The sequence below is a fragment of the Thermaurantimonas sp. genome (genome assembly GCF_046299575.1).
Lineage (GTDB): Bacteria > Bacteroidota > Bacteroidia > Flavobacteriales > Schleiferiaceae > Thermaurantimonas.
Window position 1 is genome coordinate 1 of sequence record NZ_JBKBHX010000004.1, and the last position, 26,015, is coordinate 26,015.

20 protein-coding genes are annotated in these 26,015 nt (G+C 43.2%); 2 read left to right on the forward strand and 18 right to left on the reverse strand.

Annotated elements, in window-relative coordinates:
- From ACK4EX_RS06440 to atpD, 14 genes are all read right to left on the reverse strand, one after another.
- A partial coding sequence (locus ACK4EX_RS06440) for a hypothetical protein (protein WP_409770946.1) occupies positions 1-860 on the reverse strand: 860 nt, incomplete at its 3' end.
- Positions 861-2,056: 1,196 nt separating this feature from the next.
- Positions 2,057-3,451, reverse strand: coding sequence for a T9SS type A sorting domain-containing protein (locus ACK4EX_RS06445; protein WP_409770949.1), 1,395 nt, complete (start codon positions 3,449-3,451; stop codon positions 2,057-2,059).
- Positions 3,452-4,139: 688 nt separating this feature from the next.
- On the reverse strand, positions 4,140-4,364 hold the full coding sequence (locus ACK4EX_RS06450; RefSeq protein WP_277029304.1) for a hypothetical protein: 225 nt from the start codon (positions 4,362-4,364) through the stop codon (positions 4,140-4,142).
- A 59-nt stretch (positions 4,365-4,423) separates the two neighbouring features.
- Positions 4,424-5,422, reverse strand: coding sequence for a glycosyltransferase (locus tag ACK4EX_RS06455; RefSeq protein WP_409770953.1), 999 nt, complete (start codon positions 5,420-5,422; stop codon positions 4,424-4,426).
- Positions 5,409-6,407 carry a glycosyltransferase family 2 protein gene (locus tag ACK4EX_RS06460; RefSeq protein ID WP_409770955.1) on the reverse strand — a complete coding sequence of 333 codons (999 nt, stop codon included), beginning with the start codon at positions 6,405-6,407 and terminating at the stop codon, positions 5,409-5,411. The genes ACK4EX_RS06455 and ACK4EX_RS06460 overlap by 14 nt, the downstream gene beginning before the upstream one ends.
- A gap of 95 nt (positions 6,408-6,502) precedes the next feature.
- On the reverse strand, positions 6,503-9,631 hold the full coding sequence (locus ACK4EX_RS06465) for a UvrD-helicase domain-containing protein (RefSeq protein ID WP_409770957.1): 3,129 nt from the start codon (positions 9,629-9,631) through the stop codon (positions 6,503-6,505).
- 391 nt (positions 9,632-10,022) lie between these two features.
- Entirely contained in the window at positions 10,023-11,333 is a 1,311-nt protein-coding gene (gene murA, locus ACK4EX_RS06470) for a UDP-N-acetylglucosamine 1-carboxyvinyltransferase (protein ID WP_277029297.1), read from the reverse strand.
- Between the two features lie 9 nt (positions 11,334-11,342).
- Positions 11,343-12,005 carry a DUF4290 domain-containing protein gene (locus tag ACK4EX_RS06475; RefSeq protein WP_409770962.1) on the reverse strand — a complete coding sequence of 221 codons (663 nt, stop codon included), beginning with the start codon at positions 12,003-12,005 and terminating at the stop codon, positions 11,343-11,345.
- Positions 12,006-12,016: 11 nt separating this feature from the next.
- Entirely contained in the window at positions 12,017-14,371 is a 2,355-nt protein-coding gene (locus ACK4EX_RS06480; protein ID WP_409770965.1) for an ATP-dependent helicase, read from the reverse strand.
- Positions 14,368-15,081: an alpha/beta hydrolase gene (locus tag ACK4EX_RS06485; RefSeq protein WP_409770967.1), complete on the reverse strand. Its 714-nt coding sequence runs from the start codon at positions 15,079-15,081 to the stop codon at positions 14,368-14,370. Before ACK4EX_RS06485 ends, ACK4EX_RS06480 begins: the two co-directional genes overlap by 4 nt.
- Positions 15,044-15,694: a helix-turn-helix domain-containing protein gene (locus ACK4EX_RS06490; RefSeq protein WP_409770969.1), complete on the reverse strand. Its 651-nt coding sequence runs from the start codon at positions 15,692-15,694 to the stop codon at positions 15,044-15,046. Before ACK4EX_RS06490 ends, ACK4EX_RS06485 begins: the two co-directional genes overlap by 38 nt.
- Positions 15,695-15,706: 12 nt before the next feature.
- Positions 15,707-16,351: an O-methyltransferase gene (locus ACK4EX_RS06495; protein WP_409770971.1), complete on the reverse strand. Its 645-nt coding sequence runs from the start codon at positions 16,349-16,351 to the stop codon at positions 15,707-15,709.
- 99 nt (positions 16,352-16,450) lie between these two features.
- Entirely contained in the window at positions 16,451-16,726 is a 276-nt protein-coding gene (locus ACK4EX_RS06500; RefSeq protein WP_409770974.1) for a F0F1 ATP synthase subunit epsilon, read from the reverse strand.
- Between the two features lie 14 nt (positions 16,727-16,740).
- Positions 16,741-18,249 carry a F0F1 ATP synthase subunit beta gene (gene atpD, locus ACK4EX_RS06505; protein WP_409770977.1) on the reverse strand — a complete coding sequence of 503 codons (1,509 nt, stop codon included), beginning with the start codon at positions 18,247-18,249 and terminating at the stop codon, positions 16,741-16,743.
- Between the two features lie 362 nt (positions 18,250-18,611).
- Here atpD and ACK4EX_RS06510 point away from each other — a divergent pair, with 362 nt between their 5' ends.
- Complete coding sequence (locus tag ACK4EX_RS06510; RefSeq protein ID WP_409770979.1) at positions 18,612-19,670, forward strand: DUF6588 family protein; 1,059 nt, start codon at positions 18,612-18,614, stop codon at positions 19,668-19,670.
- 31 nt (positions 19,671-19,701) lie between these two features.
- Here the strand turns inward: ACK4EX_RS06510 and ACK4EX_RS06515 are convergent, their stop codons facing one another.
- Together ACK4EX_RS06515 and ACK4EX_RS06520 are read right to left on the reverse strand one after the other, a co-directional pair.
- A complete protein-coding gene (locus ACK4EX_RS06515; RefSeq protein WP_409770981.1) occupies positions 19,702-20,463 on the reverse strand; it encodes a geranylgeranylglyceryl/heptaprenylglyceryl phosphate synthase in 762 nt (253 codons plus the stop codon).
- Between the two features lie 113 nt (positions 20,464-20,576).
- The gene (locus ACK4EX_RS06520) at positions 20,577-22,262 is read right to left on the reverse strand and encodes a DEAD/DEAH box helicase (protein ID WP_409770983.1); all 1,686 of its coding nucleotides are present in this window, start codon (positions 22,260-22,262) and stop codon (positions 20,577-20,579) included.
- Positions 22,263-22,907: 645 nt separating this feature from the next.
- Between ACK4EX_RS06520 and queG the strand changes: the two genes are divergently transcribed.
- Positions 22,908-23,855, forward strand: a complete 948-nt coding sequence (gene queG / locus ACK4EX_RS06525; protein WP_409770985.1) for a tRNA epoxyqueuosine(34) reductase QueG — start codon at positions 22,908-22,910, stop codon at positions 23,853-23,855.
- A gap of 7 nt (positions 23,856-23,862) precedes the next feature.
- Here the strand turns inward: queG and ACK4EX_RS06530 are convergent, their stop codons facing one another.
- Both ACK4EX_RS06530 and ACK4EX_RS06535 read right to left on the reverse strand, forming a co-directional pair.
- Positions 23,863-24,342 carry a regulatory protein RecX gene (locus ACK4EX_RS06530; protein ID WP_409770987.1) on the reverse strand — a complete coding sequence of 160 codons (480 nt, stop codon included), beginning with the start codon at positions 24,340-24,342 and terminating at the stop codon, positions 23,863-23,865.
- 62 nt (positions 24,343-24,404) lie between these two features.
- Positions 24,405-25,958 carry an Rne/Rng family ribonuclease gene (locus tag ACK4EX_RS06535; RefSeq protein WP_409770990.1) on the reverse strand — a complete coding sequence of 518 codons (1,554 nt, stop codon included), beginning with the start codon at positions 25,956-25,958 and terminating at the stop codon, positions 24,405-24,407.
- Between the last annotated feature and the right edge of the window lie 57 nt (positions 25,959-26,015).

Sequence of the window (26,015 nt, forward strand, 5' to 3'; positions counted from 1 at the left end):
GTGAAGGCATTGGGGATGTAGAGGGTGGTTTCGCAGTTTTGCAGCTCTACCCTGAAGTCCTGCCGGTAGCCCCCGCACCGGTTGTTCACTTCTACCCAGTACGTGCCCATCTGCCGGGGGGCAAAGGTGGGCAATGTGCTTCCGTCGCTCCACAGGTAGGTGGCGCTATCAGCCGATACATCGTAGAGCACCTGCCCGAAAAAGCATACGGCCGTATCGTGTACCTTCACCGTCGGTGGGTCGATCACCGATACACTGACCGTATCACTGACTGTACCGCAGGGGGTGGACACCTGCACCCAGTAGCGACCCGACTGGCTGACCGACAGGATGCTGTCGGTACTGCCTGTACTCCAGAGGTAGGTGGCCGGAAAGCCCTGTGAGGCATCCAGCAGCACGCTCTCACCACGGCAGAGCAAGGTATCGGTAAAGCCCAGGTCCACATCCGGTACAGGCAGCACCCTGACCGAATCGCCCATGGTCGTAATGCTGTCGCCATCGTACCAGAGCTGTACCTGCACATAGTAGGTGCCATGCTGGGGATACTTAACCACGGGGTGAAACTGCGAGCTGTGGTTTAGCGGGCCCAGACCGGCCGGGTCGCCAAAATCCCACCACACCGAATCAGCTATGGCCGTGTAGTTGAGATGAAAGTAGGTAGAGTCGGTGCAGGCATACATGGAATTAAAAATTTTGGGTAAATTATTGATAAAAGTTGATGGAAATTTACCAAAATAAGACCACTGCGGGCCAATATTAAGATTTAAATCAAAGTCAATATTGAATTTATTTTCATCTTCAACATTTTTTATTAAATGAATTTTATTGTTGAATGGAGAGGAAAATAAATAATTGGGCATAGAACTTAACATAAACTGATTTACTATGAAATAAATATCATTATTATAAGGAAAAATTGAAGATGAGCTTACGTTCCAATTAAATATTTGGAGTAAAGAATTGTTATGACCAATAGATAATGGAACTTCTTCAAAATTATTATTTATATCTGGGTCATTGAGTTTTAAAAGATTAATACGAAACAATCTTATTTGATTATTATGTTTAAAAAACAAATATAAAAATTTGCTATGTGGTGTAATAAAATACATTTGAAGGGATGGACTCTGAGTAGAATTAATAAAATATAAATTTATTGGGAGTTCATACGAATTTATTATTTGAATTGAATCGTTTAGTATATTTATTTTTTCAAGATAAATTTTATTTTGATTGCTTTTAGATAATTTAAAATATTTATTGTGAATTAATGAATAAAAAGTAGTCCTAAAATCATTTAACATATAAAAATTTGTAATGACAAAAGAGTGATTTAGCTCAATATAGAAAATAGAATCGTTTTTAACCTTTATTAAAACAGGACCTATATCCCCAACGTAATTAGAATTAAAATTAATTGTAAATAAATATAATGTTTTTTCATGTTTGTTTAAAAATAAATCACAATGATTAGTCATTTTATTTCCTGCCGAGAAAAATGTATTAAAATAACCACTCATAAACATCGAGCCTTGTGGCATATGAATTTCTTTCTCAAATATAGAATCTATAACATAATTATTAATCGAAATTTTGTTTAATCTCCATTTAACTTTTTTATATAAAGCACCAATACCGCTATTTGGTAAAAAAGTTAAATCGAAAGGTTCAACTGTTTCATAATAACAAAACAGATGATAAATAGTATCATTAAATTTTTCAAATTGAAAAAAATATGAGTAAAAATATGGAAATAATTCATCCATGTATTTACTACAGGCAACTCCAAAAAATTGGTGATTTGCATCGAAGTATTTACCATTGAGGAAATAAAATTTTATTTTTCCATCTTCATCCGGCCATACCGATACCTGGTTGCTCCATTGCCGATAGGGCATAATCGTACGCTGCTGCCATGAGGGCACCTGTGAAAACACCGGAGTGCCCGTTGTTAGGTCCATCATGATGCCTTCTCCAAAAATGACCTGCTTCATCTGCTGGCTATGGCTGACCAGCAAATGGGCAGTAGTCAATAGCACTATTTTTAAAAACTTATTCATTGTATCAGCAGTTTTTTCCTCCCGGCATTGTTGGAAGTGATTAGGTATATACCTTTTGGAAATTGAATAATAACATGTTGTGCTTCACTAACTATACCTGTAAAAAGTATTTTACCTGAAATATCATGAATCGTAATGTGCTGATTGACATCAAATGTTTCGACTAACATATGGCTTTGTTCATATTTGTCTTTAAAAAAGACAATTGCATTATCTGGATATTGATATCTGTATGCTGGTGATGGTGGGGTTCTCGCTGCTTTGAAATAAATATTTTCATCAGTTCCCCACCAGCACACGGCATATAAATCTGTCAGTTTATCACACATATTAGATGCAATGGATGGATACAAAAAATCGTAACCTGAAGTAATGTTTACATTTCCATCTTTATAAATAGAAGAATGAATCGTGCCATGAATTTCAGTGCCGAGTATATTAATATTACCATGAAAATTATTTGACCAGATAATATCTGCAAAATCACCGTGTACAGCAATAGCAGGTTTTTGAGCAAATGTGCCAGGAATATTTATATCTGTCCAAGAAGGTGATGGAGAATTAGCATAAGAGAAAAAAATTTGATTATTTGATTCAACAGTAATTATGTATGATTGATCTGTGTATATATTTTGTGGAGGGTCAAAGACTATAACATTTCCATCTATTCTTGGATTTACTTCATATAAATTATTAATACTTAATGGAATTTCTGGAGAAAAAATATTGGATGATATAAAAGAAGATGTTTCATGTACATAATCAACCATATTATCAAAATATACGTTATTTTCATATCCACAGAAAGCAAACTGATAAATATAATCATTATCAAATTTTAAAATATTGATATCAGGGTTTGTTCGGTTTACATAACTTCTAATTGGGGCATTATTTGGAAATGATAAATTTAGAACTGGTAATGGCCCATTAAAAGAAGAATTAAATGTACCCTCATAATACTCCAAATCTGGAATTCCTGACAAATTTTGATAAACAACTGCAACTTTTGATCCTGAAAACTCACAATCTATTTCTCGATCAATATTCGGATGCCGACCATTTGTTGATAAAATAGTCGCAGAACCAAATGCCAAAGTGGTGGCAACCGGCGGACTGCATGTAAACTCATGCAGTACTATGTTTGTACCCATCTCATACACCACATATCCCCATAATCCTTCTCTACCTACAATGATATCAGGATCCTGTGCACCTGCGGGTAGCGGTAGCACGTGTGGAGGATTACCAGAGCCAGGCACATAGTAGGCAATGCCGGGATTGTCGCCATCCCAACAATAGACTTGTGCCACATTCAGCGGACAAGTGGGGCACCAGCACTGGTCGGCGCCGGTGTTTTGTACGTTTGGATAGGGACCTCCGGGCATCATCTGGTCGGGTGTATTTGCTGGATTAACGGGCTGCGCAGTGAGTGCGATGGAGCTGAGCAATGCAATTATAGCTTTATATACGGCCGATATAGAGCACTTTACCCCCCCCCATTAAGGATAAAAGGTGCGCACAAAGTGCGTGTAGGTGTTTCATGACGGATGAGTTGTTTGGTTAGTTGTTCAAAGATAAAAAACAGGGTTGAATTTGGGGGATTTTTAACATTTTTTGCTCGCTTTCATGGCTTTGCCATTGCATTAGAGTTTTACTCACCCTTCACCCTCGAACCTCTACCGACGAAAGCTCAGGGGTGCTTTGACGGCTTCTACGGATCTCTTTTGGCTTCAGCAACGTAAAGGGGAGAGTTTTTTTTCTTACAGAACTGGCAAATTTGCGAACTTATTAGTTTAAGGTTTCCAGTTAATTAATGTTATTGCTCCTTGACATATTAAAATGAAAAAGGCTGCAGCGCAGCCGAAGGGTTAATAGTCGTTCTTCGACCATTTTGGCAATTAAGCTCCGTAGGAGCGAAACTGATTTATCGTATTTTCAACTTGTGTAGCTCCCATGAAGCTGATTGTTAATTTTTGACGACGATGCTATTAACATATCGCCCCAATGGGGCGTTGGCGTTAACTCTGCGAAAATCTATGGCTGAATCTGCTAATATCTGAGTTCTCAGTTTTTATTTTAGTTAAAGCTAATGATTTTGAAAGCGGCCACAGGCCGCTGCCGCGTGAGGGATACGGCGGGCACGCGCCAGCGCGGTGTACAGGCGAAGCACAGCGAAGCCGTAGCACGGAAGCGAAGCGAATGCTGACGAAAACTTTTTGTTTTGTCAGCATCTTCGACCTCATTCGAGTAGCCTGATCCCTGACGAAGGCGCTGCAGGCGCCTTGTCAGGGGGCACGCCAAAAAATAAAAAAATGTACAATCAGTATTTAAATCTGGTGTGCTACTGATGATGGGGTGGATTACAGTTTGATTCCTTTTGGGTGGCCTTTCAGGTAGATTTCAATCCCGTTGCGGGCCATGCCATAGGCATAGCCGGCCATCATCACCAGGGTGGTGAGGACGGTGAGAAGGCCTATTTTGGCGCTTTCGTTGGTGAGGGTCGAAAAAATCATTACAAGGCTGAAGTATATGACGTAGAGGATGAGAAGCCATTCGGTGAGGGGCAGCAGGATGAGGGAAAACAATAGCCCGGTGGTGAAAATGAGTGGAAACAGATGGGTGAGCTTCAGATTGCCGGGGTGGCGCTGGTTGAGCAGAAGGCGTGCTGCGCCGAAGCGAAAGACTTGTGTGAAAAACTTTGTCAGGGTGGTGCGCCTCTTGTGATAGACGCCGGCCTGTGGGATGTAGGCTGAGCGATAGCCTGCCTTGAGGATGCGGATGCTGAGCTCGATGTCTTCGGCGCAGACGAAGTCGGAGTAGCCATCGACGGCTTGGAAAACAGATCTCTTCACACCCATATTGAAACCGCGAGGCAGGTAGGTGCCAATGGTGTGCTTGCCTCCGCGGATGCCGCCGGTAGTCAGAAAGGATGTCATGGAAAAATTGATGGCCTTCTGAAGGGGGGTGAATCCGGCTGCGGCCAGGTCAGGGCCTCCGAAGAGGTCGATGTCGGGATTTTTTGTGAGGTAATCGGCTACTTTGGTGAGGTAGTCAGGGGGGATGATGCAGTCGGAGTCGAGAAAGATGAGGTAATCGCCCCGTGCCACGGCTGCGGCTGCATTGCGGGCGGGGCTTACGGCAATGTATTCGGTGTAGAGGATGGTGAGTGGGTAGATGGAATTGTGTATGTAATGCTGAATGAGGGGTCGGAGGGTGTCGCCCGGTGTCCCATCGCTGACGATGACTTCGAAATGCGGATAGCGCTGAGCGAGGAGGCTTTCCAGAAACTCTGCGACTTCGTCGGGGCGGCCGAAGGTGGGGGTAATCAGGCTGAAGTACAGGGGTTTATCTTGGCTCATTGAGGTCGGCGCGGTTTAGATTGGCGGTGCGTTCGACGATGGTGGGGTCGAATTTGCGGGGATTGTTGCGTATGATGAGTTCGGCGAGGAATCCGGCGAGGAACAGCTGCGTACCCAGAATCATGGATGTAAGGGAAATGTAAAACCATGGATTGTCGGCAACGAGGATGGCGGGGATGCCTTTATGGAGGGAGATGAGCTTAGAAATGCCAATGTAGGCTGCGGCTGAAAATCCGAAGACAAACATCAGAGTGCCGAGCAGGCCGAAGAAGTGCATGGGTCGCCGGCTGAATCGACTCACGAAGGCGAGGGTGACGAGGTCGAGAAAGCCATTGATAAAGCGCTCCCAGCCAAACTTGGTGCGTCCGTACTTGCGGGGGCGGTGTGAAACTACTTTTTCGCCGATACGGGTGAAGCCGGCGCTTTTGGCCAATACAGGAATGTAGCGATGCAGCTCGCCGTAAACTTCGATGTGCTTTACTACTTCGCGCTTATAGGCCTTAAGGCCGCAGTTGAAATCATTGAGATGTATGCCTGACATCCTGCGGGTGGCCCAGTTGAAGAGTTTTGTGGGGAGGGTTTTGCTCAGGGGGTCGTAGCGCTTTTTTTTCCAGCCGGAGACGAGGTCATAGTCTTCATCTGTGATCATGCGGTAGAGTGCCGGTATTTCGTCAGGGCTGTCCTGAAGGTCGGCATCCATGGTGATGACTACTTGGCCCTTAGCGGCTCTAAAGCCTGCGTTCAAGCCGGCGGATTTACCTTGGTTTCGTCGAAAGGATATGCCGCGCACTTCTGGATGCTGGGAAGAAAGTTCTTCAATTACCCTCCAAGAGCCATCAGTGCTACCGTCATCGACCATTATAACCTCAAATGACAGCTTGTGCTCATCACATACGCGCTTAATCCACTCAAAGAGTTCGCGGAGAGATTCTTCTTCGTTGTACAGAGGCACTACGACGCTAACGTCCGGTTGTGCATTTGTCATGCATGTCGAGCTTTAGTGGCCAAATATCCAAAAGATCGGATGTATTCTGTATGCAAAAGGGTGGCAAATTTGAGAGGGGATATCAGACGAGGGACTCAAAGCTCTACTTTTTCGAGCTCTACGCGCTCTTCGTTCAGGTAAACCAGGAAGGCCTTGTGAATCGAATAGCCGGCATCAGCGGCCAGATGCATGTATTGCTTTATCTGGCTGATGTGTTCGGGCTTTTTTGTGCCGGTTTTGTATTCCAAAATACTAATTTTATTGTTATGAATGGCCATAGTATCAGGCACAAAATATTGTCCTTTAACGAGTATCTTTCGTTCGTTTAATACTCGATCAGCCGAATAAAATTCCCTTAACTCCACAGAATTTTTTATGGCTTCTGTTAATTTTTTAAATGCAGGAAACAAACTTTCATTTTTATCTAATGTTTCTAATCTTTCTTCAAAGTCTTTTATCGAATAACAAGTAGAAATTAATTTATGCATTTTGCTGCCCACGGCGATCTTTTGGTTCATTGCAGAACTATATACCGGGGCAATTCCTAACACCTTTCTCCAATCGGATGTTTCAATATATTTAGGTTCAATTTTTTCCTGTACTTCTGATCGTGTGTCAATTTTTTCAGTACTACCTATTGCAAGATATTCTTCTGTTTCAGGATGTCCATATGTCTGTGAAACAGCCATGTGCAGAAGAGTTGATATTTCGTCACTTGATGGAGCACTTAGTGTACTGATAAACATTTCCTCGCGGGCACGTGTCATGGCTACATACATGAGGTTTAAATTATCGGCTAATTGATGTTCTACTAATTCTTTTCTGATTTTCTCGTAGGGAGTAGGCCACTTTTCGTTTTTTCGCACTTTTACTAAAGCACTTTTTAAAGAATATTCCTCTTCGTCAAGCTCAATTATCTCTTCATCTGATTTAAATGTTTTAAAATCAAAAAAAGGCAATATAACAACTGGCCATTCTAATCCTTTTGCTTTGTGAATAGTCATAATTTGAACAGCATTAAGTGCTGAAGTGGTATTTATACTAAATTCTTCATCTAAAACGCTATCCCAATAGAGTAGAAAATTGGTTATATCCACTTTGTTAGTATTCAGACTATAATCGTAAACAAGTTCACTAAAAGCAGCAACAAAAGCATCAGATTCCTGGTCAAATCGATAAATCTTTATGAGAAGATTGATTAATTCGTTAATACTAAATTTTTTAAGATAATAAATGTTATCATGTTCTGGTAAATCGCTGATTTGTGGAAACAATTTTTTCTGTCTCAAAAATTTGAAGATATGATCATTGTAATTAGCATAATCAAAGAGCAAAGAATGTTCAGAATCGACCGATGATAAAATTCCCAATTTCATAAGATCATAAAGTAATTCAAAGGATGCGGTTTTATTATCCATTTTGTCAATTACGCGAAGGGTATTAATGAGTATGTTTAGCTTTGGATTCCCTTTAAGCAGGAAGGATTCAGAAGAGGTGACCTCAATGCGTTGATTGCTGTTCAGGTGATAATTAATAAGGTTATTAGCAAGTAACCTGCCGTCTTGTTTATTTCTTACAAGAATGGCGATATCGCACAATTCATATCCTTGCTGAACCTTGTTTTGAATAATACTTGCTACGTATTCTATTGTGTTTTCATCGTATTGATCTCTATCAAATTTTTTGATCTCAACATACCCTTCGTTTTGATTGCATATTTGCTGAACTACATCTGATAATGTTTGATGAATTGTGGTGTAATCGCAATATTTATCCCGGATAAAAGTAAATATTTTATTGTTAAATTCTACGATATTTTTGGCACTACGGAAGTTTTTATTTAATGAAATTTTTTGTGGATCAATAGGATATTTTTCTGAATATTGATTATTAATAAGCTGTAGCATTTGTTTGCTATCAGCATTGCGAAATCGGTAGATACTCTGCTTCGGATCGCCAATTAATTTTACAAAACCATCTGTCGAGAGAGCATTTACAATCAACGGATACATATTTTGCCATTGTCGTTTTGATGTATCCTGAAATTCATCGATGAAAATATGTTTAAATCGATTTCCAATTTTTTCGTAAATAAAGTCTCCGGACTCCAGGCATATTTGTTCGTTTATGATACGGGATATATCGCTCAATAGGATAAGATTTTCTTCGTCACTGAGTTTATTTATTGAATTTTCTGCATCTCGAAGGATGATAAGAAGAGATGAGAGACTTAAGATATTTTCGATGAATTGAATTTTCAACAAATTGTTGAGAATATATTCAGATAATTTGATTACATCATTTTCAATTTCATCAAGAGAAAGTAAGGTTATTGATGCCTCTTTTCTAAAATGTTCATGCCATTTTTTTGCAAGTGCTTTTTCTACATCTTCGATACATTTATTTATATCTAAAGGTTGTGAAGACAACTTTTCAAAATAGAGCTTATAAAGTGTTCCTCTGGAGCAATGTTCTTGATGTATTCCATGGCTTTGAAATATGTTTTTGATTTGCTGATTTAATTTTGAAATATAGAGTTGTATTTCCGTTTTTTTTGCTCGAAGCTGCTCAATTTTTCTCTTAAAATCTTCGTAAGAAATGTCTTTTAGCGAAAGCAGTAATTGATAAGAGGCGTCATTGGAAATTTTTTCTATCAGATTTTTTAATGAAATTAATGGATTAATATCGTTTTCGTTAGGAGCAGTAAGTAGATTTCGCAGGTAATCCTGAAAGAAATTGGTAAAGTCTGTGTTTATGCCCAGAGCGCTCAATACATCGTCAAGGGCAAGTTCTTCGAGCAGTTCTTGATCGATGCTTGGTTTTCTGGAAGAAGATATGAGCAAATCAGCTGAAAAGGATCTGAAAACTTTAACAAAAAACTTGTCGATGGTAATGACGTGAAAGGCTGAGAAGTCGTGGAGGATGGCAAAGAGGATTTTTTTAGCTTTTTGGGAAAGCAGTTCAGGTGAAAGTTGCGCTTTCTCTATCAATGCCTTGCGGAAAGGCTCTATGGAGTTGGCAGGATCATTTGTGGAGAGTTGGTAGAGGTAATATAGGATTCGCGACTTCATTTCTTCGGCGGCCTTGTTGGTGAAGGTGATGGCGAGGATTTCGCGAAAAGAGTATTCGTGACCCTGGAGGCAGAGGGCGATGTATTCGAGAGCGAGGTTGAAGGTTTTGCCAGAACCGGCTGAGGCTGAATAAATTGTAAATCGGGAATCCATTGATCAGGATTTTGAATAAAAGTACTGGAAAATCCTGGATTCGATGGATTGCGAGATGGAGGGCAATTATGCCGGGCTGCTATTTTTAGGTGTATTTACCGGCTGACTGTATGAGTGGATTTATGTAGGGATGGGTGGAAATTTAGATGAAACATGTGAGCGATGGGGGTGGGCAGTTTTATTGATTCAGAAGTATGCGCGACCCTAAAGGGTCGCGCAACGCGTGAGGTGCCCGGCGGGCGCGCGATAGCGCGGTGCGTAGGCGAAGCGCAGCGAAGCCGGAGCACGGAAGCGAAGCGTACCCCAGAGGGGACCGACCCCTGACGAAGGTGCTGCAGGCGCCTTCGTCAGGGGGCACGCCCAGATAATGAAAAAAATTTTAAGAGGGCTATCAGCTGATGCGTTCGATGTCGGCACCGAGCTGGCGGAGGCGATGTTCGATGTGCTGATAGCCGCGGTCGATTTGTTCGATGTTGTTGATGGTAGAGACTCCGTCGGCGCTGAGGGCTGCGATGAGGAGGGATACGCCGGCGCGTATATCGGGGGAGCTCATGGTAGCGGGTCGCAGAGGCTGCCGGCGATCGAGGCCGATGACGGTGGCGCGATGTGGGTCGCAGAGGATGATCTGGGCGCCCATGTCGATGAGCTTATCGACGAAGAAGAGGCGTGATTCGAACATCTTCTGGTGAATGAGTACGCTGCCGCGAGCCTGGGTGGCGGTGACGAGTACGATGGAGAGCAGGTCGGGGGTAAATCCGGGCCAGGGAGCGTCGGAGATGGTCATGATAGAGCCATCCATGAAGGTGTCAATCTCGTAATGCTCATGGGCAGGTACGTGGATATGGTCGCCCTCGATGTGGAGTGTGATGCCGAGACGGCGAAATACGGTGGGAATCTGTCCGAGGTGCCTGACGCCGGCATTGGTGATGGTGATGTCGGAGCCGGTGATGGCTGCCAGGCCGATGAAGGAGCCTACCTCGATCATGTCGGGCAGGCAGGTATGTGAGGTGCCATGGAGGGCTTCGACGCCGTGGATGGTGAGCAGATTAGAGCCGATGCCTTCGATGCGGGCGCCCATGGAATTGAGCATGCGGCAGAGCTGCTGCACATAGGGTTCGCAGGCTGCGTGGTAAATGGTGGTGGTACCTTCGGCCAGGACGGCTGCCATGACGATGTTGGCTGTGCCGGTGACGGAGGCTTCGTCGAGGAGCATGTAGGTGCCGCGCAGGCGGCCATTTGACTCTACTCCATAGAAATTTTCACCCGGGTTGCCGCGGAGGGTAGCGCCGAGCTTCAGAAAGCCGTCGAAGTGGGTATCTAGGCGACGGCGGCCAATCTTGTCACCCCCGGGCTTTGGGATGTATCCTTTGCCAAAGCGGGCGAGCAGGGGGCCTACAATCATAACAGATCCGCGGAGGGCTGCCCCTTTGCGACGAAAGTCGTCGCTGTAGAGGTAGTCGATATCGACAGCATCAGCCTGAAAAGTATAAGAGTGTGGTGAATGCCGTGTTACTTTGACGCCAAGGCTGGCGAGCAGGTCGATGAGTCGGTTTACATCTACGATGTCGGGCAGATTGCTGATGGTGACGGGCTCAGAAGTAAGCAGGACAGCACACAGTACTTGAAGAGCTTCGTTTTTAGCACCCTGGGGTTCGATGGTGCCCTGGAGTTTTTTGCCACCGTAGATTTTAAACTGACTCATTCGAAGTGCTTATTTTTTGTAATTTTTTTTGTGTTTTCCGTAGTTTTTCTGGTTCTTTTTGAAGCCGTTTTTCTTTTTGCCGTGTTGGGAACTAATGTTGGCCATTTTTCTGAGTGCCTGGCTTGATGTAAGAGTGAGTTCAGAGAGATTGAGAGCGCCATCGGAGAGCTCACGAATGTCACTGAGAATGACTTCGTCTTCTACGGTGTCTTTATTCCATTGCAGGTAGGTTTTTTTCATCTGGTTGGCTATCAGGCGAATGTAGTTGTTTTTTTCTTCGCCTTCGGGCATTTCAATGGCTTTTTTGATCATCTGTCGGATGATGGAGCCGTAGTAGCGATGTTTTGTGGACTTCTGAGGATACTGTAACCGACGGGGTGGTTCGCTGAGTTCTTCGCGGGTGGGAATGGGATAGGGGCTGTCTACATCGAGTTTAAAGTCGCTCATAAGGAAGAGGTGATCCCAGAGTTTGTGGCGAAAGTCCTGATGATCGCGAAGCTGCGGATTTAGATTTCCGATAACTTCTATGATGGCCCTTGCTGCACGGTTTCTTTCCTCTTTTGTGGGAAGGTTGATGGTGTATTGAATCATTTTGTGAACGATGCGCCCGTACTCCGGGATAATGAGCGGATCGAGGGAGGTGTTGTAAGTGAGAGAATGATTTTTTGACATATTCCTAATTTTCAGGAAGTTACTTTGATAAGTTTGGCATACTGGAGCAAGAGTTTCTTTTCGCCTGCCTGGTCGAAGGCTACAGAAGCTTTTTTGTTGACGCCTGTACCTTCGACAGAGAGCACCTGGCCGTAGCCAAATTTTTGGTGATAAACGCGATCTCCCGGATTGGCATCAGTAGTTACTTCACCCTGTGGCGGGGGCTCTGACGGAATATTTGATTTTTGAACCGGAGTTTCTGACGGTTGGAGTGGTCTGATGCCTGTCGGAAGATTGGGGGTTGATATTTGTTTTGAGGTGATGAAATTGTTTTTTGATGGCCTGGAGATACCAAGACTATCAAAATGGGGAGCCCCACTGAGGAAGGTGGGCCCGGTGGTTCGAATGCCAGGGATGATCAGTTCGGTGTATTGATCGTCGATTTCTTCGAGGAAGCGGCTAGGCTCGCAATCTGACATGCGACCATAGCGCGTACGCATGTGCGTAAAGGTGAGATACAACTTCTTTTTTGCACGAGTGATACCGACGTAAAACAAGCGACGCTCTTCTTCTAAGTCAGCACGGCTATTTATCATCATGGCTGATGGAAAGAGATCTTCTTCCATTCCCGGAATAAAGACTACGGGAAATTCCAAACCTTTGGCCAGGTGTAGGGTCATGAGTGACACACGGTTTGGGTCAGCATTGTCGTCCTGGTCGGTAGAGGTCAGTAGAGCAATCTCCTGGAGGAAGTAGTCGAGCGAAATGTCGTTGTCGGCTTCGAGTTCAAGTTGTTTGTTGTTAAAGGCTTTAATGCTGTTGAGCAACTCTTGTACGTTGCCAAGCCTGGAGATGCCTTCTTCGGTTCCGTCTTCTTTTAAGGCACGGAGTAGGCCGGAGGTTTTAAATATGTGGTCTGCTACATCCCAGGCGCTTTCTTTTTTGGCCATTACACCAAACCCTTTGATCATGGTGGCAAAGTCGCTTACCTTTTGGGCTGTGGCCGAACCGAGATCGCGGGAGTAGAGTAAGGCGTTTTCGCAAATAAACCATAAGTTGGTGCCGTGTTTATCGGCTAGTATGGTCAGCTTGTCGAGTGTCGTTTGGCCGATGCCGCGGGCCGGGTAATTAATGACCCTACGAAAGGCCTCTTCGTCGTTTGGATTTACGGCCAGTCGCAGGTAGGCAAGCATGTCTTTTACCTCTTTGCGCTGGTAGAAGCTCGTACCGCCAAAGATGCGGTATGGTATATTTTTTCGGCGCAGTACTTCTTCGAGGGCGCGGCTTTGCGCATTGGTGCGATAGAGTATGGCGAAATGGCTGAAGTCCATCTGACGCGACAAATGCCATTCCATGATGCGCTCGGCGATGTACTGTGCTTCTTCGGTTTCGTCAAGCGCTTTGTAGATCGTTATTTTTTCTCCAGGTTCGTTGGCAGTCCAGACTTCTTTTTTTAGCTGATCGCGGTTTTTTGAAATCAGTGAATTGGCTGCTTTAACAATGTTTTGGGTGGATCGGTAATTTTGTTCAAGTTTGAAAATCCTGCAGTCTGGATAATCGTTCTGAAAGTTGAGGATATTCCGGATGTTGGCCCCTCTGAAGGCGTAGATCGACTGAGCATCGTCGCCTACTACGCAGATGTTTTGAAATTTATTTGCTAGTGCCTTTACAATAATATATTGACTGTGGTTGGTATCTTGATACTCATCGACCAGGATATAGCGAAAGCGGCCTTGGTATTTAGCCAAAATTTCGGGGAAGGTTCCTAGTAATTCGTTGGTTTTGAGCAAAATGTCGTCGAAATCCATCGCGCCAGCCTTGAAGCAGCGCTCTACGTAGGCTGTGTAGACGTTTTTAAATTCTGGAATTTTAGCCGTTTCATCGTACTCGAGCAGCTCCGGAAAGCGGTCGTAGTATTGAGGGATGATCAGATTGTTTTTTAAGTTGGAAATTCGATTGAGAATTTTTTTAGGCTTATAAATGTCCTTGTCGAGTTTACGCTCTTTTACGATTTGAGCAATGAGCTTTTCGGAGTCGTCGGTATCGTAAATGGTAAAATTGGATGGATAGCCGAGCAAGTGCCCATCTACGCGCAACAGTCGGGCGAAGATGGAGTGGAAAGTACCCATCCAAAGGTTTTTTGCTTCAGAAGCGCCCACTACATGGGCGATGCGCTCTTTCATTTCGCGAGCCGCCTTGTTGGTAAATGTAAGTGCGAGAATATTGAAGGGGTCGATCCCATGAAGCATCAGCCATGCAATGCGGTACGTAAGGACACGCGTCTTGCCCGAGCCTGCTCCGGCTATAATCATCAGTGGCCCCTCGGTGTGTACCACAGCCTGACGCTGTACCTCGTTCAGCTCGTTAAGTAGTTTTTCTGGATTCAAACTTGGATGGTATTCGTTTGCTTAATTCGTTGCAGTATTTGCTCGACCATTCGGCTGATTTCCTTGGCTCTGGTAACGATCATCAGATGTGAGCCACCCGGCACTGCCTCAGCACTGCAAATATATCGATAGCCAAACACTTCGTCGTGTGTGCCGTGAATGTGATAGACATTTTTTCGCTCTTTAGATTTAGGAATATGCACGAGCTGATCGACACACCACTTGAAGTAAAACGGTGAAAACTGATCAAACATCTGTCGAAACACCTGCTTGTGCTCATGCCTCAAGCCAGCGGGTATCAATCCGCTGCCCACCAATATCGATTTGAGCCAACTGTGAGGCAGCAATCGATATATGGGAACAATTCTTAAAAATCGAAAAAAAGGCGAAAATTCATCGCTGCCCTTAATGGATGAGACTAATATGACATGGGTAAACAACCCCTGGTCAAGGCCATACAATGCTACAACTCCTCCAAATGAAAGCCCGATAGCTACTCGTACGGGAGCCGAATTTTGCACATGTGGCATCACCATCCTTTGGGCATAGTCATATAATGACTCCTTGCGCTCAGGCTCTACCCAAGGGATGTAGATGTAAGGATTGGAAAAGTGTCTTTTAAATACTTCGAATGCGCGATGGTCAGTAGCCATACCCGATAACGCGTACAGACTAATCGCACTCTGTGCCGATGAAGAGAATTCTGCCATTGACGATATGCGTCTTAATCAAATTCCAGTAAAGAAATCGAGCGAGCAGCTCTGTAGCTTGCTTTCTTTGAATATTTGATCTACGCTGAAAGTTTTCGAGCGAAATACCCCCTTCATAACTGCTAATTATTCGCAGCGACTGGATGATTTGCTGCTGATTCAATCGCTTTTTAGGCTCTGAATCAGCGGCATAGCGCCAAAATTCAAGGTGTACCGGAGATGCGAGAATGTTTTGGTCAAAATGGCGTATGTAGGCCCAGCCTTTATTGTGTACATCTATGGCTTTAATACCTTTCTTTTCGTCTTCGGGTACAATGACTTCCAACACTTTACGTCCCTCTTGTTCGTGTTCTATGACGGTAAGGGGCAAGGGCCTGTTAAGGTACATTTCATTAGCAGCTTCGATCATGTAAAATTCTTCGTCGCTACGCACTCCGGCAATTCGGCCATTGTCTTTTACGCCTATGAGCAAGCGCCCTCCTTTTGTATTGGCAAAGGCTGATAAACTGATGGCAATTTTTCGACTGTCGTTAATGGCAAATTTAAAATCGAGCTGAAGGCCTTCGCCTTGGTCAATGAGTTCCATCAGATAGGAAGGTGCCTGAAGCTGCATTTGATAGGCTATTTAGTCCGAAATTTTTCGCAAAATCATCAAACCATCGCGCACGGGCAGTAAAACGTTCTCAACACGTGGGTCTTTATGTACGTAGTCGTTAAATTTTTTAAGCGAAAGGGTTTCGGGATCGTTGATCTCGGGATCGCACACCTTACCACTCCACAACACATTGTCAGCGATGATAAAGCCTCCTATTTTCATCTTGGGCAAGACCATTTTATAGTAATTTAGGTAATTCTCCTTATCGGCATCGATAAAGACTAAATCCCAATTTTCATTAAGTGAGGGTACAATTTGCATGGCGTCACCGAAGTGAAGTCCGATCCTGGATTCCAAACCAGCTAGTTTAATAAACGATTGAACAAGGGGTTTTAGTTCTTCATTAATGTCGATGGTGTACAACAGCCCATTTTCGGGCATCGCCTGTGCCATAGCGATGGCGGAGTAACCTGTATAAGTTCCAATTTCTAGGACTCTGCTTGGCTGAATCATTGCAGTAAACATCCGCAAGATTTGCCCTTGCAGATGTCCACTACACATGCGCGGCATTAGCACTTTCAGATAGGTTTCCTTCTCAAGGGCAGCAAGTACATCGCCCTCGTAGCGCGTATGCTCTTCAGCATAATGAGCGATGTGCTTTGGGAGAAATTCCATTGTAATGAATCGTTTTAGAGCAAATTACTTTAAAGGTATAGAATAGAAAACCCCGTCGATCGACGGGGTCTAATATACTTCTCAGAAGTTAATGACGTTTTAGTCGACCAATACGATTACTTTATTCGAAAGTACTTCTACAACACCTCCTTTGATTGGGAATGTATACTGGCCATTATTCAACTTTTCAAAGCGCTCGATACCTTCTGCCGACTTATCAGTGATGTCGAGCTTCAGCTGGCCACCTGTAAGTGTAGAGATGAGGGGGGCGTGGTTGTCTAACACCTGAAAAAGGCCATTGGTACCAGGCAGCTGAATCGATTTTGCACTACCTGAAAAAATTTTGCCTTCGGGTGAAACGATTTCTACAGTCATTTTTCTATATTGTATTAGCGTGCTTCAGCCAGCATCTTCTCACCAGCTTCGATTACGTCTTCTATGGTACCCTTCAGGTTGAAAGCAGCTTCAGGATATTTATCCATGTGGCCGTCGAGAATCATGTTAAAGCCTTTGATGGTGTCTTCAATGCTGACAAATACACCTGGGATACCTGTAAACTGCTCTGCTACATGGAAGGGCTGTGACAAGAATCTCTGCACACGACGAGCACGGCTTACCACGAGTTTATCTTCTTCAGAGAGCTCGTCCATACCGAGAATGGCGATAATGTCCTGAAGCTCCTTGTAGCGCTGCAGAATCTGCTTCACGCGCTGTGCACAGCGATAGTGCTCTTCACCTACAATGGCAGGATTTAAGATACGAGAGGTTGAATCAAGCGGGTCAACCGCAGGATAAATACCGAGCTCAGCAATCTTACGGCTCAATACGGTTGTGGCATCGAGGTGAGCAAAGGTAGTGGCTGGTGCCGGGTCAGTGAGGTCGTCGGCAGGCACATATACTGCTTGCACAGAAGTGATTGAGCCGCGCTTGGTAGAGGTAATGCGCTCTTGCATAGCACCCATCTCAGTAGCTAGGGTAGGTTGATAGCCTACAGCCGAAGGCATACGGCCAAGCAGTGCTGACACCTCAGATCCGGCTTGCGTAAAGCGGAAAATGTTGTCGATGAAGAAAAGGATGTCGCGACCTTGCCCCTCTCCATCACCATCGCGGAAATATTCGGCAATGGTAAGACCTGACAATGCCACACGAGCACGTGCTCCCGGAGGCTCATTCATCTGGCCGAATACGAAAGTTGCCTTTGATTCTTTAAGTTGCTCAAAATCGATTTTGCTCAGGTCCCAACCGCCCTTTTCGAGCGATTCCATAAAGTGATCGCCGTATTTAATGATGCCAGATTCGATCATTTCGCGCAGTAGGTCGTTACCCTCGCGAGTGCGCTCTCCTACCCCTGCAAATACTGATAGACCACCGTAACCTTTTGCAATATTGTTGATAAGCTCCTGGATTAACACTGTCTTACCAACACCGGCACCACCAAAGAGACCGATTTTACCACCTTTGGCATAAGGCTCAATCAGGTCAATAACCTTGATACCAGTGTAGAGTACCTCAGAGGTTGTGGACAAATCTTCAAATTTGGGAGGAGCAGCATGAATAGGTCTGCGCTTTCCTTCAGTAATATCTCTAATACCGTCGATAGCCTCACCTACTACATTAAAGAGGCGGCCATGAATAGCTTCGCCGGTGGGCATTGATATGTTAGTACCTGTAGCCCGAACTTCCTGACCTCTTTGCAAGCCATCAGTTGAGTCCATCGCTATGGCTCGCACTGTATCTTCACCAATGTGCTGTTGGGTTTCGAGAATGAGCTTTTGGCCATTCTCCCGCACGATCTCGAGCGCTTCATAAATACCCGGAAGTTCATTGTTAGTGGTATCGAAAGTAACGTCCACTACCGGACCGATTACCTGTGAAATCTTTCCTATTACGGCTGACATGGAATGAATAGGTATATGGGTTTAAAAATTTTGGGCGCAAAGGTAGTTACCACTTGTGCTGATAAAAAACTTTTTTGGGAAAAATCCACAGTCATTAACATGTGGTTTAGGATTTTTAAGCATTAAGCACAATTATCTGATTATCTTATTATTAATGGGTTCACCATCAATTTTCAATAGCTTTTTACTATGTAAAATTTTGTAGCAATTTTTTCTTTAGCCATAAAGAGTGTTTGCCAATCGATATGGTATTGTGAAATAATCTATCTGAACTGCGTTAATAGAATTTAAAATACCATGCAGTATTTCCGAGATTTGAAAAATATCACTTTACTTTTGATCTAAATAAATATTGATATTATATGAAAAGAATTAAAAAACACATTTTTACACTAGTTATTTTCTTTTCAGGTATTGCTGTACGAGCACAGTTCAACAATGAACGAATTGCAAACGAATTTAAACAAAACATGAATGCCTATTTGGAGGCATACTTGTCACCGGCATTTGATGGGACTGCTAATGTCAATCCTTTGCTTTGGCAACTGCCATATGAATCGTCCAAGTCATTCAATTTCTCAATAAATATAACAGGGGGAGCATCATTTCTACCTAGTTCGATGAAAGAATTTGATTTTTTTGGCATCAATCGCACTTCAAACTTTGAGCTTCGCAATCCCTCCAACAACATATTACCTACCATAGTGGGGAGAGAGAGCGATAATGAATTGTTTTTTTACGTGACCGACAACAACGGCAATAGAATCTTTGACCCTATCAGAGGGCATCACGTACGCGCTGAAATCGAGGTAGCCGACGGATTTGATTTTAGAACCCCCATAGTACCTACTGCCAGTTTACAAGTTGGAGCATGGCTGCCTATCCACACAGGTATCGGGCTGCGCTACATTCCGGCGGTAGTGGGCGATGATATCCGATTTGGGTCTTTTGGATTATCAGTGATGCACAATCCATTGGGTTGGTTTAATCTTCCGGTTGATTTGGTTTTAGGATTTAACTACAATCAGATGAATTTCGTAGGTGAAAATTTTGTAGATGATGCAAATCCCAACCGCTTCGAAGTTGATTCGCGATCAATGGCATTTGATATCACCGTCACAAAGAGTTTTGGCTTAATTAAGCCTTATCTTTCAGTTAACTATATTACATCCACTTCTGATGCTGCACTGCGTGGCACTTTTAATTACACTTTTTCGGATTACATTGGCGTACCAGGTACCATACTTCAGGGAGTTCAGTTTAATGTAAAAGACCCTGTAGAATTTAGAGATACCAATTCCTTTCTTAATGCTGGCATTGGTGCAATATTGTCCTGGAATAACTTTTTTGTGAATGGCCAATTGATGTTTGGCAGATTTCAGAATTTTGGCCTAAGCATGGGTTATAAAATAGGAATTTAATAAGTGACGTTTGCAAGTATATAGGAGCTACTTAGTTCAGAATATTGGCTGAGTAGCTCCTTCTGATTTTTGCAAGGTTAATTATAATCTCAGGAGAACTTTCTAAAGCATTACCTACTACTATCACATCGGCTCCGGCTTTAAAAGCTTGTTGAGCCTGAAGTTCATTTTTAATACCTCCCCCAATTACTATTGGTAAGTTAATTGTCTTTCGCACTGCGGCTATCATGCCAGGTTCTATGGGATGAGCAGCTCCAGAACCGCCATCCATGTAGATGAGTTGCATGCCGAGCATTTGACCGGCCAAAGCCGTCATTGCTGCTATTTCGTATTTGTTTGATGGGATGGGCATACTGCCCGACATGTAGTGAGCCGTAGTGTAGTTGCCACAATGTATAAGCATGTAACCTGTGGCTATGGTCTCAAGACCGGCTTCATAAATGTAGGGTGCGGCTATTACATGATTGCCAATGAGTAGATCCGGATTTCGGCCTGATATGAGTGAAAGAAAGAGGATGGCATCAGCTTTCGACGAAATCTGCATTAAACTCCCTGGAAAAAGTATGCAGGGAATAGCTGAATGACTTTTGATGAGATCGAGTGTGTATTCCAATCGGTCACGTACTAAAAGAGAGCCGCCAATAAAAAGAAAATCAACCTCGGCTTTTTCGCAATGTGTTAAAATCCTCAAAATCGACTTTTCCTCGTTTTTGTCCGGGTCGATGAGTGCAGCAATCATTTTATTGCCTTGCTGCGCTTTACTTTGTATGTAACTGTAGATTTTTGACTTCAAAGCGGCCAATTCGTTGCTATGAATTGGCCGCAAGATAAGAGCGGGCCATAGATTCGTGGCTGCCTATTTTTTAATCTGAAGTTATTTTTTACAAATTCAAAGAATTTTCAGCTTTATATCACTTGTTTCTTCTGTTTATTTCTGTTATCTCTTTTATTCTCTCTTTCCTGGTTTCGAGGTGAGTAATCTTTTTTTGTGTCTTCTTTTATAAAAATTTTACGGCCCTGAAGGGAATATCCTTGAAGTTCCTTTTGAATTCTTCGAGCTACTTCCTCCGTACATTTAAATGTAGAAAAGGAAGACAATGTTTCAACTCCGGTAATATCATTGCGACCGAGATTACACTTTTCTTTGAGGAAGTCTTTCACATCTTGCCAATACATTCCATCTTTAATTCCGATGTTGATATACCATCTGCGCAGGCCTCCGGTGCTTGGAGCAGCATCGGCATAGGCTTTAATACTTTTTTCGGGATTTACATTCAGATCGGGCGCATTCCGGTACATCTCAAGCAGGCGATTAAACTCCATACTGAAGATGCGCTCTACTAACTCTCTGGGTTGAAATTTTTCTAAAAGTTCATCGAGCATCGGTCGGAACTCTTCTACTGCCAAGGGATTTACCTCTTCAGAAGTGATTCGATTGATCAGATACTGCATCTGATGGGTGCATACTTCCATCCCTGAGGGCACCTTAGCATATTGAATCTTGCGCTTGATGATTTTCTCAAGTGTGCGGAGGCGATGCAACTCATTTTTACTGACCAGAGCAATGGAAGTGCCTTTCTTTCCTGCACGAGCCGTACGCCCACTGCGGTGGGTAAACGATTCAAGGTCGTCGGGCAGATGGAAGTGTATCACGTGTGTGACATCTTCTACGTCTATGCCTCGAGCTGCCACATCAGTAGCTACAAGTATGGTGATGGCGCGCTTGCGAAAGGCATTCATCGTTTGCTCGCGCTGTGCCTGGCTCATATCCCCATGTAGTGAACCAGCCGGATAGCCATGGTCAATCAGGCGGTCTGCCACCTGTTGGGTTTCAATTTTGGTCTGACAAAAGACAATGGCATAGATATCAGGATAAAAATCCAGTACACGCGTGAGAACTTTGATGCGATCTCGACCATCGATGAGGTGATAAATGTGCTCAATATTTTCATTCACCTGCCCACCGCCAGCTACTGAAATCTGACGCGGATTTTTCATGTACGTCTTCGTAATTCTGCGGATTTCTTCGGGCATAGTGGCCGAAAAAAGCCAGGTTAGACGCGTCGGAGGTGTCTGACTCAAGATGGCATCGATATCTTCTTTAAATCCCATGGATAGCATTTCATCAGCCTCATCGAGCACTACGATTTTTATCTCTTCGAGCGATATTACATTTCTTTCCATGAGATCCATGAGCCTACCTGGAGTAGCTACGATGATATCCACTCCTTGTTTAAGCTGGCGAATTTGAGTGGTTATACTTGCCCCGCCGTATACGGGTACAATGTTAACCTGGAGATATTTAGAAAACTTTTCTAATTCACCGGCGATCTGAATGCAGAGTTCGCGGGTAGGTGACAATACTAGGGCCTGCGGACGCCCACTGGCTGTAGGAGCTATCTTTTCGAGCATGGGAAGGCCAAAAGCAGCTGTCTTACCCGTTCCGGTCTGAGCCAGCGAGATTACATCGATGTTTTCCTGTATTAAAATTGGAATTGCCTCAGCTTGTACAGGTGTAGGCTCTTTGTAGCCAATCTCGGAAATAGCTTTTAACAAGGCACTATTTAGGCCTAATGATTCAAAAGTGTTCATGTGATAAAGGTATTTTAAAGGGTTTTACCCGGGCAAATCACCCGCCAACCCCTGCCATTTAAACCCCCAGAATACTTTGCTCTGAAAAAAAAATTTTGGCGTCGGAAAGGCAACTTGCTTTATGTCGCAAAAGTAGCTTTTTTTGCCTCGCAGAAGTTATCAATGAGCTATTAAACTTATAAGAAATGAAAAAGCCCCTCCACATCACGTTTCGGGGCTTAAGTGTCAGATGTGTAAGCCTGACACGTTAACAAACCACAACCTAACTTTCAATTCTTTTCTGTATGAATATGAACTTTATCGTTTGCTTCAAGAATGATCATCTTATTGTCTTCTACTTGAATAGTCTTTAATTTGTTATTTCGATTAATTGTGTAAGCAACAGAATCATTAATCTTCTGATCGATGTCTGAAATATTGGCGCTTTCAGAGAAATTGCAGGAATTTAATAAAAAAGTTATTCCCACCGATATAATCAGCAAAATCAAGTGAACTATTGCCATCTGCTTGTTGTACATCATTTTATATTTACATTACAAATCAACTTTGTCGAACTAAGATTTGAAATACCAGAGTTTTGGTATTTTTTTGATTAAAAAAAAAACTTTTTATAACAACTTTTCATATAATAAATGCTGATTTTAATTGAGTTACAATTCAGATATAAAAGAATTTTTGAAATTAAGGGGCATTGAACTCGGATTCAATGACGTGCGTTTTTCGAAAGCCAATTTTTTATCGGAAGAAGCCCCAAGACTCGAACGTTGGCTTAAAGCAGGCTATCACGGCGAAATGCTATGGATGGAAAATCACTTCGACAAGCGCCTAGATCCAAGAAAGTTACTCGATGAATGTAAAACCGTAGTCGTGTTTTCACACAACTATTTCCCTAGCAGAAATCTATCACTGGAGAAATACAAAATTTCAAAATATGCTTATGGAGAAGACTACCACCGAGTAATTAAAGAAAAACTATACCAGCTGATGGCAGAGGTACAGGAAAACTTTGGGAGCATAGGTTATAAAGCTTTTGTTGACTCAGCCCCTGTTCTTGAAAGGGCGTGGGCAAGAAGAGCGGGCATCGGCTGGGTGGGTAAGCACTCACTTTTGCTCACAAAAGGTTTGGGTTCCTTTTATTTTTTAGCCACACTTCTACTCGATGTAGCGCTCGAAGCTGATGGCCCTGTAACAGATCACTGTGGCACATGTACGCGCTGTGTAGATGCATGTCCGACTCAGGCTATTGTTGAACCCTATATAGTCGATAGCAATCGCTGCATATCCTATCTCACCATCGAATACAGAAAGGAGCTCCCCAGGGAATTTCAAGACAAAATGGATGGCTGGATCTTTGGGTGCGACATATGTCAGGACGTCTGTCCGTGGAACCGTTTTGCCAATCCCCACCGCGAACCCCGATTCCACCCATCAAGCGCATTAGAGGCGGCTAATGATGAGGTGATGGAGCAAATGGAAAAAGAGCTGTTTGAGCAATTGTTTTCTAAATCAGCTGTAAAGCGCACAAAATTTCAAGGACTTAAAAGAAATATAGATTTTGCTAAAAAAGGTGAAGAGAATAAATCATCTCCTTGAAAACAATTTATGTATCAGAAAAATGAAAATGTGCGTTTAATAGGTCATTGATCAACTCGGATTCAAAGCCTCTGGATTTTAAAAATGCAAACATTTTCTTACGAAGTTCGAAAGGTGAAGAAGTTTTTTCTATTTCTTTCTGTTTTTTCTTAAGTAGCTTAAGAGCTACATTTTCATAATCTTCTTCGTCTATTACTTGTAGAGCTATTTGAATGATGTTTTGAGATATTCCCTGCTGCTGAAGGTTAAAAGCGATTTTTTCTCTACCCCATCCATTGATGCGAAATTTTCCGCTTACAAACATTTGTGCGTATCGGTAGTCGTTTACTACATCGTTTTCAATCAATTCGCAGATTATTTTATCCTCATCCATGGGTTCGAGGCGAAATTTTTTGATGTACATTTTAACCTCTTGCACACTGCGCTCTCTGTAGCTGCAGTATACACTGAGGGCTTGTTTAATCTTTTTGAGCTCTTCAGCCTCCATTCAATCGATCTTTTTTTACGAAACTAAAAAAGCCGGCTGAATTTAAAGCCGGCTTTTTTAGATCATTCGATTAAAGTTCCGTTTTCGTCATAAAAATGAAATTCCAAGAATTTATAACTATCTCTCGGAATCACAGTAAAAGACTTAAGTTTATTGTTCTTCTTCCACTTGTACGACAGTTTTTGCCAAGGCCAGAACCCTTGATTGATGTAAGCTGCTACAAAAGGATGAACATGCAGTTCTACCTTCTTTGGATTTTTGGTAGAAACAAGACCCTCGAGATTTTTCTCAATTTTGTCAATTATGGCAATGGGTGCTTCAATTTCAGAAGAGGTTTCTGGATTTTCTTCTTTAGTGTTAATGTTTAGCTCTGGGCGTACGCGTTGGCGAGTAATCTCGATGAGGCCGAATTTGCTTGGCGGCAAGATTTTGTGTTTAGCCCTGTCCTTAGCCATCTCTTCTTTTAGTTTTTCGTACAAGGCTTTTTTGTTTTCGCTGCGGTGCATGTCGATAAAATCGACTACTATAATGCCGCCCATATCTCTGAGCCTTAATTGCCGTGCCACCTCTTCAGCTGCTACCAGATTTACAGCCAGTGCATTGGCTTCTTGGTCCTCTTCGTTATTGGTGCGATTGCCACTGTTTACGTCGATTACATGCATGGCCTCTGTGTGCTCTATGATTAAGTAAGCTCCTTTGCCGGCTGGCACTGAGCGCCCGAAAGAAGTCTTAATCTGCCGCTCAATACCGAAGTGATCGAACATTGGAATTTTGCCCTTGTAGAGCTTTACGAGCTCCTTTTTCTCAGGCTCAATGTCTTGAAGGTAATTGATGATCTCATTGTAGAAGTTTTCGTCGTCCACAATGATGTTTTCAAAAGAGTCGTTGAGCACATCGCGAAGCACAGAAGATACTATGTTTAGCTCCCTGAGCACTCTGCCCGGAGGTTTTACGCTGGGGATTCTTTTGTGCAACTGCCTCCAGCGACGTATCAAATTATCGAGATCAGCCTTTAATTCTTCTTTTGTTTTACCTTCGGCTACGGTACGCACTATGATGCCAAAGCCTGGTGGACGTATAGCCGAAGCCTCCTCCACAAGGCGTTGCTTTTCTGCTTTATCTTTAATTTTTTGTGAAACAGATACCTTATCTGTAAACGGCACTAGCACCAAAAAGCGGCCAGCAATCGAAATCTCAGAGCTAAGTCTGGGGCCTTTGGTTGAGATCGGTTCTTTAGCTATCTGAACAAGCACAAGCTGTCCGGGCTTCAGAACTTCTTCAATATTTCCGTCTTTATTAATGTCTTCTTCCCGTTCGAAGTCTGCCAGGTTCCATAGTTGGCGTCCGGTAAGAGTTCTTTTTAAAAATTTATTGAGTGACTGAAACTGTGGTCCAAGGTCGTGATAGTGCAAGAATGCGTCTTTTTCGTATCCTACTTCTACAAAAGCTGCATTAAGGCCGGGCACCAGCCTCATTACCTTGCCCAGATATATGTCACCTACGTTAAACTCTGTATCGTCCTTTTCGTTGTGAAGCTCAATGAGCTTTCCGTCACGCATCAGAGCTATAGACAGGCTTCCATCGGCACGGGAGTGTATGTATAGATCAGTACTCACTTTTTTAATGGTTTGAGATTTAATGAACTTTCTCCCAATGCTTTAATGCATTCGATA